Origin of the sequence: Hymenobacter rubripertinctus, assembly GCF_003583925.1 — a bacterium.
GTDB classification, from domain to species: domain Bacteria; phylum Bacteroidota; class Bacteroidia; order Cytophagales; family Hymenobacteraceae; genus Hymenobacter; species Hymenobacter rubripertinctus.
In genome coordinates, this window is sequence record NZ_QYCN01000006.1 from 1 (window position 1) to 14876 (window position 14876).

Consider the following 14876-nt stretch of genomic DNA (forward strand, 5'->3'; position numbering starts at 1 on the left):
GTGCAAAGGTAGCAAACCCGGTGGGAAGTTTGCAAGCCCGCAGCAAAACTATTTTTTCAAGCCCGGGCTGCCTGAGCGGCCGGTCCCTTCCGCGTTTCGGATTGGGAGTGCAAAAGTGCGCCCTTTCTGCTAACTGTGCAAACCCGGACGACAACTTATTTTGACAACCCAGTCATCTGTAGTTTCGAGTAGGCTGGATAGTAACAGTTTAGCGTCGCGATTAAGTTCGTATTATCCTGATTTTTTTTCTAGTGCTGTGGATAAGCACATGAAAAAACCCGGCTTGCCGTTCGCAATCCGGGTTTCAGGGAAGTGAAACTTATCGCCTATTATGCCATGTGCAGTGTGCTTACCCGATCGGGGCCGACGCTGACGATGCTTATGGGAACCTCCAGACGCTGTTCGAGGAAGTGAACGTAGTCCTTCAGTTGCTGGGGCAGGGCCTGTGGATCGGTTATTTCCTGAAGGTTGGTGCGCCAGCCCGGTAGGCTTTGGTACACCGGCGTCAGTTTTTCCAGGTCGCCATAATCGGGCAGGTGGTCAGTTTTCTCACCGTTGGGCAGCTCATAGTGCGTGCAGACCCGAATTTCATCGAACTCATCGAGCACATCGGCCTTCATGAGGTGGATTTCGGTAACCCCGTTGAGCATGATGCTGTAGCGCAGGGCCGGCAGATCGATCCAGCCGCAACGGCGGGGGCGGCCGGTGGTGGCACCGAATTCGCGGCCGGCCGTACGAATCTGCTCCCCTACCCCATCGTGTAGTTCGGTGGGGAAGGGGCCGCTACCCACGCGGGTGCAATAGGCCTTGCTGATTCCGTAAACCTTATTGATATGGCGCGGCGCAATGCCGAGGCCGGTGCAGGCCCCAGCCACGATAGTGCTCGATGACGTGACGTAAGGGTAGGTACCAAAATCAATGTCCAGCATGGAGCCCTGGGCCCCTTCGGCCAGTACGTTTTTGCCCTGGCGGAGCAGGTCGTTCAGCAGATACTCCGTGTCGGTGAGCTGAAGAGTGCGCAGAAACTCAACGGCGGAAAAGAAATCGGCCTCGAATTCTTCAATTTCGAGGCCGCGGCCGTGGAATTCAGCAATGGTGGCGTGGCGGGCCACGGCTTCCTGGTACCGTTCCCGGAAATCGGACAGGAGAATGTCGCCGACGCGCAGGCCGGTGCGGCCGATTTTATCCTGGTACGTGGGGCCGATGCCTTTCAGAGTGGAGCCAATTTTGCTGCCACCCCGGGCTTCTTCGTTGATACGGTCCAGAGCACGGTGCGAGGGCAGGATCAGTTGGGCTTTGCGGGAAACGTACAAGTTCTGGCCCCAGTTCACGCCCCGGTCGGTGAGTTTTTTGAGCTCCTGCCGGAATACCACGGGGTCGAGGACCACGCCGTTGCCGACTACATTGATAATATGGGGATGAAAAATACCCGATGGCACCTGGTGCAACACGTGCTTGATACCATCGAAGGTGAGGGTGTGACCGGCATTGGGGCCACCCTGGAAACGGGCTACTACGTCGTAGGTGGGGGCTAGCACATCGACAATCTTGCCTTTGCCTTCATCTCCCCACTGCAATCCTACTAGTACATCAACGGGCATTAGTTCGCGGTTTTCAGAAGTTGAGCAGCCGATGACTCATCGTCGGCAACGGAAAAAATAGCGTTCAGTTTGGTTAAGGCCAGCATTTTGCGCGGATGGTCGGCCGGATTGATAAGGACCAGCTCGCCGCCGCGGCTCCGGAACTTGGTCAGCAGCGACACCAGCACCCCGATACCCGTGCTGTTGATGTAGCGAATACCCGATAAATCGACGGCGCAATAGCGCAGTTCCTCCCCGAGGTGCTGGTCCACGTTCTGGAGCAGTTGCTGGGTATCGGGGCTGCCGATCAGGTCGCCGGAGAGGCGCACAAAGAGAATACCGTCTTGGACGGTGGAATCAGTTTTCATCGGCTTGGGAGCGGGCGGCTTTCGCGCGGCAGTCGCCGCACACGCCATAAAGGTTCAAAGAGTGGTGCAAGATATGGAAGTTGAGTAACTCCCCGACCATCGTTTGGATGCCGTGAATGCGCGGGTCGCAAAATTCGACCACTTTGTGACACTCGGTGCAAATGACGTGGTCGTGCTGACGGTAGCCATAACTTTTTTCGTACTGGGCCAGGTTGCGCCCGAACTGATGCTTGCTCACGAGGCCGTGCTCCACCAGCAGATCGAGGGTATTGTACACCGTAGCCCGACTCACCTGCAAGCCCTGCTGCTTCATGCCGGCGTAGAGCTCTTCCACGTCGAAGTGGCCGGTGCGGGAGTAAATTTCCTCCAGAATGGCGTACCGTTCCGACGTTTTACGCAGACCTTTATTTTCGAGGTAAGCAGTGAAAATCTTCTTGACCTCCTCATACTTTTCCTTGTCCAGATGCTTTGCTGAAGATGCCATAATGGGGCCTTATATATAAGGAGTGAAAACCGGTTTGATTCGTGACTGGAACTCCAGTCTCCAAACGGGCGCTGGAATCTGGGGGGCACGCTTTTCTTGTGCTGTTTTGTGCGCCCGGTTTTGAGAAATACTTTTTAAGACCACTTCAGGAATCGAAGCGTTCCACCGTCAGCACCCCGCTTACTTTACTCAGGCGCTGAATAAGCCGGTCCAGGTGAGCGGTATCGTTGACGAACACCATGATCTGGCCCTCGAAGATACCGTCGTTCGAGTCCATCGTGATAGAGCGCATATTCACCTTGAGGCTGGTGCTGATGATGCGCGTCACGTCGTTGACCAGCCCTACCCTATCCGAGCCCTTGATGCGGATGCCGGCCAGGAAAGCCAGCTCCAGCTGTTCCGTCCATTTGGCGCGCACAATGCGGTTGCCGTAGTTCGACATCATCTGCACGGCTTTGGGGCAGGAGGTGCGGTGAATAACGATGCCGTTATCGGTTTCGAAGCCGAACACGTCGTCGCCGGGGATGGGGTTGCAGCAGGGAGCGATGGTATAGTCGAACTTGTCGGTTCGCTCGCCGATGACCAGCATATTGGCGTTCACGCCCCGCACCTTCTGCACTTCGTGGTCGAAGGCCCGGGGTTCGAGGCGGGAAGGCAGGCGCGGGGTTTCGCTGGTCGTGTCAAACAGCCCCGCCACGATTTCACGGCCATCAACCTGGCTCACGGCCACGCGGTAGAAGAACTCGGGCAGGTTGGCCGTGTTGAAGTGGGCCAGCAGGCGGTTCAGGTTCTCCTGGCTGGCTTCCACACCCAGCAGTTCCAACCGCTTTTCCACCAAGAAACGCCCGTCCTCCGATTTGGCTTTGCGGTCGTCGCGAAGCCAGTCTTTGATGCGGGTGCGGGCCTTGGAGGTGGTCACGTACTGGAGCCACTCCTCAGTGGGCTTCTGCTTCTGAGAGGTCAGCACTTCCACCTGGTCGCCGTTGCGGAGCTGGTAGCTCAGGGGCCGCAGCTTCTGGTTGACCTTGGCCCCCAGGCATTGCAGGCCGATGTGGGTGTGGATTTCGAAGGCAAAATCGAGGGCCGTGGCCTTGTCGGGCAGGATGATGAGCTTGCCCTTGGGCGTGAAGGCGTACACCTCCTTCACGAACAGGTTCTGGCGGAACTCGTCCATGAATTCGAGGGCGCTGGAGTTGTTGGTTTCCAGCATCTCACGCACCTTGTTAATCCAGGCTTCGAGCGTCGACTCGGGCTGGGGTACGCCCGTGTCCTTGTATTTCCAGTGGGCGGCGTAGCCTTTCTCGGCAATGTCGTCCATGCGGCGGCTGCGCACCTGCACCTCCACCCACTGCCCGGTGCGCGACATGACGGTGGTGTGCAGGCTCTCGTAGCCGTTGGCCTTGGGCGTGCTTACCCAGTCGCGCAGGCGGTCGGGGTTGGGTTGGTAGAAATCCGTCACGATGCTGTATACCTGCCAGCAGGCTGCCTTTTCCTGTTCCGGCGGCACGTCCAGAATCACCCGCACGGCAAACAGGTCGTACACCTCATCGAAGGTGATGTTCTGCTTGCGCATCTTTTTGAGGATGGAATAGATGCTTTTGGGCCGCCCCTTCACCTCGTACTGGAAACCCTGCGCTTTCAGTTCCTCATCAATGGGCTGCACGAAGTCCTTGATAAAGCGGTTGCGCGAAACGCGGCTCTGGCGTACCTGCGTTACCAACTCGTTATATACTTCGGTGTCGGTGTACTTCAGATACAGGTCCTCCAGCTCCGTTTTGATGGCGTACAGGCCCAGGCGGTGGGCCAGCGGGGCGTAGAGGTAGATGGTTTCGGAGGCAATTTTGAGCTGCTTGTGGCGCGGCATCGAGTCCAGCGTCCGCATGTTGTGCAGGCGGTCGGCCAGCTTGATAAGAATCACCCGCACGTCGTCGGAGAGGGTGAGCAGCATTTTGCGGAAGTTCTCGGCCTGCTCGGAGGTACCGTAGTCGAAGACCCCCGAGATTTTGGTGAGCCCATCCACGATGCGCGCCACCTTGGGGCCAAACTCGCGGTTGACGTCGGCCACCTCCCAGGGCGTATCCTCCACCACGTCGTGCAGCAGCGCCGACACGATGCTGGTAGTGCCGAGGCCGATTTCCTCCACCACGATCTGGGCCACGGCCAGCGGGTGCATAATGTAGGGCTCGCCCGATTTGCGGCGCATTTCCTTGTGCGCCTCCAGGGACGTGTTGAAGGCCTTTTTGATCAGTTTAGCGTCGCCGTCCTTGAGGGAGGGTTTGGCGGTGCGAAGCAGGCGGCGGTAGTGACGCAGAATTTCCTGACGCTCTACTTCGGGGTCGATGACAGTGGACATGGCAGGCAGGCGGCACCCGGTGGTGCCAGAAATACGAGTAGCGAAGGTACGGCACTGGCCGGACGCATTCTAGTTAAAAAGCAACAAGAACGGCGGCCACTTGGTGCACAGCACCCAACGCACGAAGCGGCCGGCGCGCCTGTTGCTAACCCGCTGCTTTGCAAACGGCACCGCGCCCGGGCCTTGTTTCCCCTGAATTTGCCGGCCCGGACAATACGTTATCCGAAAATTCATTGGTTATTTGCCGACACTTGCGTAGTTTTGCGCCCCCGAGGTAAACGACTTCGTAATGCGGATGTGGCGAAATTGGTAGACGTGCCAGACTTAGGATCTGGTGCCGCAAGGCGTGTGGGTTCGAGTCCCTCCATCCGCACATAGTGGATTTCGGTTTGGCTGAAATCATTATTAAACCCTCAACCCACCCGTTGGGGGTTTCTGTTTTTGTGCCGGCTGCGGCCGGCTCTTTACCCCAACGTAGTACCCTTAACCGACCCTTAGTTTTGGACATTACCCTCGACAAGCAAGACGACCAGCTCAATGCCATCCTGACAGTGAACCTCACGGAGGCTGACTATGCCCCCGCCGTGGAGAGCAAGCTGAAGGAATACAGCAAGAAGGCGCAGATCAAAGGCTTCCGCCCAGGCAAGGTGCCCGTTACGCTGGTGCGCAAAATGTACGGCAAAGGCATCCTGGTGGACGAAATCAACGGTTTGCTGGGCAAATCGGTGGATGAGTACATCAAGAGCAACGACCTGAAAATTCTGGGCGAGCCCCTGCCCGTAGCATCCGACATCGATTTCGATGCTCAGAAGGACTACGCGTTTCAGTTCGAGCTGGGCCTGCTGCCCGACTTCGAGCTGCCCGCCGACCAGGCCGTGACCGTGGACCGCCACAAGGTGACGCTCGACGAGAACACGCTGAAGGAAACCTACGAGCAGCTGGAGCGCCAGTTTGGCGAATCTACCGAGCCCGAAACCGCCGAAGCCGGCGACTACCTGCTTGGCAAGCTCAAGAAGGCCGACGAGGAAGGCGAAGGTCGGATGGTGATGCTACCGACCAGCAAGCTCAAGAACGACGCCGACAAATTCGTGGGTGCCAAGGCGGAGGACGTGATTACGTTCGACCTGAAAAATGCTTTCGACGGCGACGCTACTGCCATTGCTGGTTTCACCGGCATGAGCAAGGAAGAAGCCGGTTCGCTGGAAGGCGACTACACGCTGGCCGTGGACAAAGTGCAGCGCACCGCCGCCGCCGAGTTCAACCAGGAGCTGTTCGACAAAGTATTCGGCAAGGACATCGTAACGTCGAAGGAAGACTTCGATGAGAAGGTGAGCTCCACCGTGATGGAGAACTACGACCGGGAGTCGGATAACCTGATGAATCGTCAGCTTATTGACAAAATGCTGGAGAACACCACCATTGAACTACCCAAGGAGTTCTTCAAAAAGTGGTTGCTGCGGGCCAACGAAGGCAAGCTGACTGCCGAGCAGATTGAGGAGCACTACGACGACTACGAGAAGGAGCTGAAGTGGTCAATGATCCGCAACAAGGTGGTGGAAGCCAACGCGCTGAAGGTGGAAAACGAGGAAATCGTGGACCGCACGATGCAGAAAATCCTGGGTCAGTTCAACATGGAAATGACGCCCGAGCTCGAAGAGTCGGTGCGCGGTTTCGCCGACAACTTCCTGCGCCAGGAAAACGGCAAGAACTACGTGCAGGAGTACGAAGCCATTCTGGCAGAGAAAGTGCTGGAAAACCTGCGCGGCAAAGTTGTTGTTAACGACAACGAGATTACGGCCGAGGACTTCCGCAATCAGAACGCCGGCTAATTCTGCCGCCGTTCGGGTTTTCAAAACCAACAAAAAAGCCCTTACTTGTCGTAGGGGCTTTTTTTATTGAGAAGCTAGGAGTCGGGAGCTAGAAGGTAGAATCGCAATTCTGCTTCTGCCCCCTCGTTCTTAGCCTATCGATTCTAGCTCCTAGCTTCTGTATTCTAACTCCTTTTTTCTCTCCATGCTGAATAGACAAGAGTTTCGCAAGTTCGCCGTGAAAGGCCAGGGCCTGAATGGTTTGGGCGTTGACCAGTATCTGAATCACGTAGAGGGCCAGGTGCGCAATGGCATGATGCTGCCCTCCAACATGACCCGCTCGGTGATTGAGGAGCGCCCCACCCGTTTCGCCGAAATCGATGTTTTCTCCCGCCTCATCATGGACCGCATTGTGTTCCTGGGCACCGCCGTGGACGATTACGTGGCCAACATCCTGACGGCGCAGATGCTGTTTTTGGAGTCGGTAGATGCCAAGAAGGACATTCTGCTCTATATCAACTCGCCCGGTGGCTCGGTGTACGCCGGCCTCGGCATTTATGACACCATGCAGTACGTGAACCCCGACGTGGCTACCATCTGCACCGGCCTGGCCGCCTCGATGGGCGCCGTGCTACTGGCCGGTGGCGCCAAGGACAAACGTTCGGCCCTGCCCCACGCCCGCGTGATGATTCACCAGCCCTCGGGTGGTGCCCAGGGTCAGTCGTCGGATATTGAGATTACAGCCCGCGAAATCCTCAAGCTCAAGAAGGAGCTCTACGACATTCTGGCCGAGCATACCGGCAAAACCTACCAGGAAATTCACGACAACTCCGACCGTGACTACTGGATGCGCGCCGATGAGGCCAAAGAATACGGCCTGATTGACGAAGTGCTCGAAAAGAAGAAAGCCGCCTAACTGACCGGGTGAAGTAAAAGAATGGTGTTTTGCCCGGCAGGGCACCGTTCTGCTTGTCAGCCGGATACCAAAAAAGCCCGCCCTTGCGGGCTTTTTTGTTTACTTCGCTTTCAGGCCCAACGGCACGTTTTACGGGCTTGCCGACGTTAGGCTTTTCGTACCTTTGAAGCAGGGATGGGCGAATGCCCTTTCCCTCCCCTATCCAGCGAGTTCCTTTGGCAATGGCAGATATTACGTGTTCGTTCTGCGGTAAGAGCAAAAAAGACGTTACGGTGATGATTTCGGGCATTAACGCCCACATCTGCGAGCGGTGCGTGGGGCAGGCCCAGCAAATTCTGAACGAGGAGAATAAGATTCGGTCCAATTCCAAGGCGCCGAAGTTCAACCTCGTGAAGCCGCGGGAGATGAAGGAGTACCTCGACCAGTACGTGGTGGGCCAGGACGAAGCCAAGAAGGTGATGTCGGTGGCCGTGTACAACCACTACAAGCGCCTGATGCAAACCCCGCAGAAGGACGACGTGGTGATTGAGAAGTCGAACATTATTATGGTGGGCGAAACCGGCACCGGCAAAACGTTCCTTACCCGGATGCTGGCCAACATTCTGCAAGTGCCCTTCTGTATTGCCGACGCCACCGTGCTCACGGAGGCCGGCTACGTGGGCGAAGACGTGGAAAGCATCCTGACGCGCCTGCTGCAAGCCGCCGACTACAACGTGGAAGCGGCCGAGCGTGGCATCGTGTACATCGACGAAATCGACAAGATTGCCCGCAAGAGCGACAACCCCAGCATCACGCGCGACGTGAGCGGCGAGGGCGTGCAGCAGGCCATGCTGAAGCTACTGGAGGGCACCACGGTGAACGTGCCGCCCCACGGCGGCCGCAAGCACCCCGAGCAGAAGATGATTACGGTAAACACCGAGAACATCCTCTTTATCTGCGGTGGGGCCTTCGTGGGCATCGAGCGCATCATCAAAAACCGCCTCAACACCAAGCCCATCGGGTTTGCCAAAACCCAGCTCGACGAGAAGGTGGACACCAACAACTTCCTGCGCTACGTGACGGCCCAGGATCTGAAGTCGTTCGGCCTCATTCCCGAGCTGATTGGCCGCCTGCCGGTGCTCACCCACCTCAACCCCCTCGACCACGCCACGCTGCGCAAAATCCTCACGGAGCCCAAAAACTCCATCGTCAAGCAATACCAGCGCCTCTTCGACATGGAAGGCATTGAGCTGAGCTTCTCGGAAGGCGCCCTGGAGTACATTGTGGTGAAGGCCGACGAGTACCGCCTCGGCGCCCGGGGCCTGCGTAGTATCTGCGAAGGCATCATGACCGACGCCATGTTCGACATGCCCTCCGAGGAAGGTGTAAAAGAACTGGTCATCGACGAGGACTATGCCCGGAGCAAGTTCGAGCAGACCGCCATTAAGCAACTACGAGCGGCGTAACGATTCCCGATTATAACGTAACAGCCCCGACAGAATATCCTGTCGGGGCTGTTGCGTTTTTTTTTTAGCGCGTGTAAACAATCTAATTCCCGCTGTTATTCGCTCGTTCTGCTCTACCCGAAGGACTGATACCGGTAGCGCCACAGCAACCCCCAGGCAACTATCAGGTTGGCACAAACTAACAGGGGAGCAAATCCAAAGAGATTGAGCAGGAGAAAGACGATAAAAAGTCCGAATGCGGTCCGCAGATAGCAGGTCATGCGCTGGCCAATCCGGTAGAGCAGCGTGCGGAATAGCATCAGTACGCTCAGTAGCAGCAATATCCCAACCAGCCCCTGGCGGAATTGCCCGGCCACTAAAAACCATATGATTTCGGGCAGCACCAGGCACCCGAACAATGCCGCCTGCTGCCCATATAGCTGCCAGCGGCTGTAGGGCAGATTACGGGCAAAACGCAAATAGAATAGCTCAAATTCGCTCGACTGATAAACCAGCACTACGTGCGCCAGGGCAATGCACAGGCTCAGCAGGGCCAGCAGCCGCACATCGGTATGCGCATCGGGCAAGACGCTGAAAAACCCGGCAATAATCACGACCGATAAGGCTTTGGTAATGCCGTAGGCCAAGCGTTTGCGGGCAACGATTTCGTAGAGAAACAGGCTGAAAAACGGCTTGGGCCAGCGGCGCAGCCAAGGCAGACGGCTCGCTTGGTCCGGTCCGGCGGCCGTATTGTTCAGCAGGTGGGTGTAATACAGGGCACTGGCTCCGAGTAGGCCGAGCAGGTACACCGGAATGAGCAGGGGCACCAGCCAGTAGCCGAACGCCAGCCCCACCAGCAGCGCGTAGCCGCCCAGCACGATAATCGGCAACGCTATTATCGATTGCACCACGGCCCAGGACCGCACCTGTTGCGGCCTCGGCAGGGCGTTGCTGCTATAGAACAGAAACTGCACATCCACTGCCTGCAACCGGCCGGCCACGTACTGGCACGACTTGACGGTGTACCCGAAGAACAGGCCAAACAGCAGCACTACGCCCAGTGGTTCGCTCACCGTAGTGATGGCCAGTTTCAGCGCATTCTCAACAATCTGCGCCGGCGTCAGATGCGTTTGGTTGAGGACGTTGGTGTAAAAGAAGTTGGTAAAAATGAGGATGAACAGAGTTAGCAACAGGCCGGTATGTTGCCGGTAAAACCCATTCGCCATCACCTTCACCAACACGCGCGTCAGGGGCCGTTTCATGGCTCGTAGCGGATGGTACCCTGTTCGACCACTATTTTCCGCACGTCGGGCAGTGTTTCTCCTTCAAATTCCTGGTGGGAGGAGAGCAAAAACGTGGTTTGGTGTTGGTGATGCCGGCGGGCAATCCAGGAATACACTACGGGCAGCGAATCCGTATCCAGCGTGGTCAGGGGCTCATCGAGCAAAATGCAGGCAGGCTGCCCCAGAAAGGCCAGCACGAGGGAAAGCTTCTTGAGCATTCCGCTCGAATACGTGCCAACCGGGTCGGGCAGATAGGAAGCCATACTCATGCTGTCCACGTAAAAATCCTCTTGCCGGTCCGGCGCGTTCTTCGCCTTTTTGAACAGGTGAATCAGCTCATTGCCCGTCAGAAATTCGGGAAAGACGGGCTCGGCCTCAGCAAAGTTCACCGCTCCCCGATAGGCTACCGACTGCTGCTTGCTGTTCAGATTTCCAGCAAGAATAATATCCCCCTGAAAATGCGCGATGCCAGCCAGGGCCTTCAGGAGCGTGCTCTTGCCCGACCCGTTGATGCCCCGGACCCAGTAAATCCCGGGCGGAATCGTGAACGCATCAATCTGGAGCGCGACCCGGCCGTTGTAAGTCTTGCGGAACTTATTGATTTGGATCATCTAAGGCACGATAGAACGGATGGAAGCATGTCGGATTTTCTTCAAACCGCAGTTAATCTGCTTTAGTATACACGCCCCCGAAAATAGCTGGCTTGATACCGATTAGCATTGTTACCCGTTAGCTGCCGACGAGCCGAAAAACACGGCGGGGCCGGCTGTTGCGAACTGCGTTTTAAAACGAGCCGGGGGCATCGCTCCAACTGGAATGATGCCCCCGGCTTATGGAGTGCGAACACTTTTTACCCCTTCAAATATCCCACCATCAGCCCGGCGGCCTTCTCGGCGGATTTCTGCTGCCCCAGCTTCGCGTGGATTTCGGCGTAGCCGGCTTTCTGTTGGGCAATGAAGGCTTCGTCGGCGGTGATTTTCTTGAGTTCGGTGACGAGGTTGCGGGAGTTGAAGTTGCTTTGAATGAGTTCTTTCACGACTTCGCGGCCGGCAATGAGGTTGACCAGGGAGATGAAAGGCACCTTGATAACGGCCTTGCCAATGGCGTACGATACGGCGCTGGTGCGGTAGCACACCACCTGGGGTACGTTGAAGAGGGCCGTTTCGAGGGTGGCCGTGCCACTCGTGACCAGGGCCGCCGTGGCGTGGGCGAGCAGATCGTAGGTTTCGTCGAAGAGGATGCGGACGTTGTTGCGCTCGAAGTTCGCGTAGTAGTTGCGCTCGAGATTATCGACGCCGGCCACGATGAACTGGTAGTCGAGGAAGGGCGGCAGAATGGCCAGCATCTCGTAGAGCATCTCCTCGATTTCCTGCTTGCGCGAGCCGGGCAACACCGCAATAATGGGCCGCGCGGGGTCGAGGTGGTGGCGCTCATAGAAATCGGTGGACTTCTGGAACTCGCCCACGCTGTCGGCAATCGGGTTACCGATGTAGTCGACCTTATAATCGAAGCGCTGGTAGAATTCCTGCTCGAAGGGCAGAATCACGAACATGCGGTCGACGACGGCCTTTACCTGGTGCACCCGGCCTTGGTTCCAGGCCCAGATTTTGGGCGAGATATAGTAGAACACTTTCAGGCCGGCGGCTTTGGCAAACTTGGCCACCCGCATGTTGAAGCCGGCGTAATCGACCAGAATCACCACGTCGGGCTGCCAGGCCAGCAAGTCGCGCTGGCACTCCTTGAGGTAGCCGCGAAACTTGAGCACGCTGGTAGCAGCTTCCCAGAAGCCCATGATGGCCATTTCCTGGTAGTGGCGCACCATTTCGCCGCCCTCGGCCTGCATCAGGTCGCCGCCCCAGAAGCGGAACTCGGCCGCCGGGTCCTGCTTGCGCAACTCCTGCATGAGGCTGGAGGCGTGAAAATCCCCGGACCGCTCGCCCGCTATCAGGTAGTACTTCATTTTTGGGAATTATGAATGATGAATTATGCGTGATGAATTCGGTCGTGCCAACTGCAACAACTATCCACAGACTCAATTCACAATCCGTTTTCGGCTTTCAAAAAAGTGCATTCATAATTCATAATTCATAATTCATAATTCATAATTCATAATTCATAATTCATACTATCTATTCCCCGTAGTATTCCACGAAGTTGCGGGGGGTTTCGTAGAGTTTGAGGCAGTGCAGACGGGCGGAGGAAATGCGCTCGATTTCGGGCTGAAGGATTTTCCAGAAGGCCACAACGAGGTTTTCGGTGCTGGCGAGCTGGCCCTGCATGAAGGGCACGTCGAGGTTCAGATTTTTGTGGTCGACCTGATCGATGACGTGGGTGAGAATGAGGGTGCTAAGCTGCTTGAGGTCGATGACAAAGCCCGTTTCCGGATCGGGCTGGCCCTTTACCGTCACGATGAGGTCGTAGTTGTGGCCGTGCCAGTTGACGTTGGCGCAGGGGCCGAATACTTCGCGGTTGCGCTCCTCGCTCCAGTTGGGGTTGTGGAGCTTGTGGGCAGCGTTAAAGTGTTCCTGGCGGCTGATGTAAATCATGGGGGTGTTGTGTGCTTGGAAGGCCGGGGGGCGTGGTGAATATTTTACTCCGGGGGTTGAGTGCCGGACAATAATTCCCTGGCACCAAACCCCTTAGCTGCTCATGCCCCCATTCGGCGCAGCAAATATACGAAGAACGGTACGCCGAACAGGGCCGTGACCAGCCCCACGGGCAGGCCGGCGGGCGGGTAGAGCAGCCGGGCCAGCAGGTCGCAGAGGACCAGAAAATTGCCGCCCAGCAACGCGCAGAACAGCAGGTTGCCCCGGCCCGTGGTACCCAACAGCCAGCGGGTGATATGCGGAATCACGAGGCCCACGAACCCGATGGGGCCGCAGAGGGCCACCACAGTGCCGGTCAGGCCCGAGGCCACGAGCAGCAGCAGCCACCGCGTACGGGCCACGGGCAGCCCCAGGGCCGTGGCCCGCTCCTCGCCCAGCAGCAGCAAATTCAGGTTGTTGTGCAGCAGGGCCAGCACCCCCAGGCTCACCCCCACGGCCACGGCCGGGTAGGGCAGCGTAGCCCAGCTGGCCCGCTCGAAGCCGCCCAACGACCAGAACGTGATGGTGCGCAGCTTTTCCTCGGTGGCGGCCAGAAACGTGAGCAGCCCGCCCAGCGCGGTGGTCAGGGAGCCGAGGGCCACGCCGGCCAGCAGCAGCAGCGTGGGCACGATACGGCCGCGCCGGCTGCCCACCACCACTACCACCAGCGTGGTGCCCAAAGCGCCCAGCAAGGCCGCCAGCGGGGGCGCATAGAAGCCCGCCACCGTGAGGCCGGGCAGAAACAGGAAGGTGAGACTGGCCCCCAGCGCCCCGCCCGAGGCCGTGCCCAGCAGGTAGGGGTCGGCCAGGGCGTTGTTGACCATGGCCTGCATGATGTAGCCGCTCATGGCCAGCCCGGCCCCGGCCAGCAAAGCCAGCAGCAGCCGGGGTAGGCGCAGCTCCATCAGCACCAGCTGGGCCGGGTCGCGGGCATCGTAGTGCAGCAACGTGCGGCCGATCAGGGCATAATCCGTTTCGTAGCTGCCCACGCGCAGGCCCACGGCCAACAGGCCCACCATCAGCAGCAGGCAGGCCATAATCCAGGGCAGAGCGGGGCGGGTCATCGGGCGAGGGAGGAGGGAGGGAGCTTGAATCGGAAGGGCTGAGCCAGCCGCTGACCAGGTTGAGCGGCTGGCCCCGTCTAATTGAGCATCAGGGCCCGCAGCTCCTTCACCGACTCCACCACCCGGGGTCCGGGACGGGACAGGAGATTATCGGTGGTGCCGTAGATGCGGCGGGTCTGGTAGGCAGGGAGGCGCCTGAGCTCGGGATAGAGCCGGAAGAAGGTGCTATCGAGCTGGCCGAAACTGCCCCCGATCAGCACATCGGGGCTGAGCTTGAGAATGTATTCGCGGGTGAGGGCCGGATAAGGCTGGGCAAACTTTTCTACTACCGCGTTCCGGCCGCCGGCCAGCCGGATTTTGTCCGTGAACAGCGTGTTCTGGCCGTACACGTAAATCGGGTCCTGCCACGTGATGGCCAGCACTGAGGCCGCCGGGTTCGGTATCGGCAGTGCGCGGATGGCCCGCAACTCGGCCCGCAACGAATCGGTGAGGCGGCGGGCCGGGGCCTGGCGGCCCAGAATGCGGCCCAGATCGGTGAGGCCCCGGAAAATATCCTCTACCGTATCGTACTGCTGATAATAGACCGGGATGCCTAATTCCTGCAACCGCTGGGCATCCGCCTCCGAGGTAATGCCAACCGTTGTGAACACCACCTCGGGCCGCAGGGCCACCAGGCGCTCCAGATCCAGCGGGTAGCTGCTGACGATGGGCTTGCGCAGCGCGGCGGCCGGGTAGTCGCAGACCTGGGTGCGGGCCACAATGGTAGCCGTGTCGGCCACGGCATAGAGCATTTCGGTCATGGAAGCCGCCAGGGCCATAATGCGGCGCGGGTGGGCGGGCACCGTGAGGGCGCGGCCGAGGTCGTCGCGCAGGTGCTGGGGGGCGGCGGCTTCCGCAGCAACCCTGGTGGCGGGCGCATCGGGGCGGCAGGCGGCCAACAGGGCCAGCAGGGCTAGCAGGGCCGGGCAACGCCGGGGGAAACGGGCAACGGGGGAGCGGAGCATGGTGGCA

At 58.4% G+C, this 14876-nt stretch carries 13 protein-coding genes and 1 tRNA gene; 4 read left to right on the forward strand and 10 right to left on the reverse strand.

Annotation, left to right across the window (positions count from 1 at the left end; genetic code table 11):
• Positions 1-329: 329 nt before the first annotated feature.
• The 4 genes from D0T11_RS05590 to D0T11_RS05605 form a co-directional block, all read right to left on the reverse strand.
• Positions 330-1601 (reverse strand): adenylosuccinate synthase, encoded by a 1272-nt coding sequence (locus D0T11_RS05590; protein ID WP_119654800.1) that lies wholly within the window; start codon positions 1599-1601, stop codon positions 330-332.
• Positions 1601-1948, reverse strand: coding sequence for an STAS domain-containing protein (locus D0T11_RS05595; protein WP_119654801.1), 348 nt, complete (start codon positions 1946-1948; stop codon positions 1601-1603). The genes D0T11_RS05590 and D0T11_RS05595 overlap by 1 nt, the downstream gene beginning before the upstream one ends.
• The gene (locus D0T11_RS05600) at positions 1938-2432 is read right to left on the reverse strand and encodes a Fur family transcriptional regulator (protein ID WP_119654802.1); all 495 of its coding nucleotides are present in this window, start codon (positions 2430-2432) and stop codon (positions 1938-1940) included. Before D0T11_RS05600 ends, D0T11_RS05595 begins: the two co-directional genes overlap by 11 nt.
• Before the next feature lie 145 nt (positions 2433-2577).
• Positions 2578-4785 (reverse strand): RelA/SpoT family protein, encoded by a 2208-nt coding sequence (locus D0T11_RS05605; RefSeq protein WP_119654803.1) that lies wholly within the window; start codon positions 4783-4785, stop codon positions 2578-2580.
• A 291-nt stretch (positions 4786-5076) separates the two neighbouring features.
• Here D0T11_RS05605 and D0T11_RS05610 point away from each other — a divergent pair.
• The 4 genes from D0T11_RS05610 (at position 5077) to clpX (ending at position 8954) form a co-directional block, all read left to right on the forward strand.
• A tRNA-Leu gene (locus D0T11_RS05610) sits at positions 5077-5158 on the forward strand.
• Positions 5159-5285: 127 nt separating this feature from the next.
• Positions 5286-6614, forward strand: a complete 1329-nt coding sequence (tig, locus tag D0T11_RS05615) for a trigger factor (RefSeq protein ID WP_119654804.1) — start codon at positions 5286-5288, stop codon at positions 6612-6614.
• Positions 6615-6798: 184 nt separating this feature from the next.
• A complete protein-coding gene (locus D0T11_RS05620; RefSeq protein WP_119654805.1) occupies positions 6799-7509 on the forward strand; it encodes a ClpP family protease in 711 nt (236 codons plus the stop codon).
• Positions 7510-7730: 221 nt separating this feature from the next.
• On the forward strand, positions 7731-8954 hold the full coding sequence (clpX, locus tag D0T11_RS05625) for an ATP-dependent Clp protease ATP-binding subunit ClpX (RefSeq protein WP_119654806.1): 1224 nt from the start codon (positions 7731-7733) through the stop codon (positions 8952-8954).
• A gap of 113 nt (positions 8955-9067) precedes the next feature.
• On the opposite strand, the gene D0T11_RS05630 is transcribed toward clpX, so the two are convergent.
• The 6 genes from D0T11_RS05630 to D0T11_RS05655 all read right to left on the reverse strand — a co-directional run bounded on the left by D0T11_RS05630 (position 9068) and on the right by D0T11_RS05655 (position 14869).
• The gene (locus tag D0T11_RS05630) at positions 9068-10195 is read right to left on the reverse strand and encodes a hypothetical protein (RefSeq protein WP_119654807.1); all 1128 of its coding nucleotides are present in this window, start codon (positions 10193-10195) and stop codon (positions 9068-9070) included.
• Positions 10192-10827: an ABC transporter ATP-binding protein gene (locus D0T11_RS05635; RefSeq protein WP_119654808.1), complete on the reverse strand. Its 636-nt coding sequence runs from the start codon at positions 10825-10827 to the stop codon at positions 10192-10194. Before D0T11_RS05635 ends, D0T11_RS05630 begins: the two co-directional genes overlap by 4 nt.
• Before the next feature lie 239 nt (positions 10828-11066).
• The gene (gene lpxB, locus D0T11_RS05640) at positions 11067-12176 is read right to left on the reverse strand and encodes a lipid-A-disaccharide synthase (protein ID WP_119654809.1); all 1110 of its coding nucleotides are present in this window, start codon (positions 12174-12176) and stop codon (positions 11067-11069) included.
• Between the two features lie 169 nt (positions 12177-12345).
• Positions 12346-12762 (reverse strand): 6-pyruvoyl trahydropterin synthase family protein, encoded by a 417-nt coding sequence (locus D0T11_RS05645; RefSeq protein WP_119654810.1) that lies wholly within the window; start codon positions 12760-12762, stop codon positions 12346-12348.
• A 101-nt stretch (positions 12763-12863) separates the two neighbouring features.
• Positions 12864-13865 carry a FecCD family ABC transporter permease gene (locus D0T11_RS05650; RefSeq protein WP_119654811.1) on the reverse strand — a complete coding sequence of 334 codons (1002 nt, stop codon included), beginning with the start codon at positions 13863-13865 and terminating at the stop codon, positions 12864-12866.
• Between the two features lie 77 nt (positions 13866-13942).
• A complete protein-coding gene (locus D0T11_RS05655) occupies positions 13943-14869 on the reverse strand; it encodes an ABC transporter substrate-binding protein (protein WP_119654812.1) in 927 nt (308 codons plus the stop codon).
• Positions 14870-14876 lie beyond the last annotated feature (7 nt).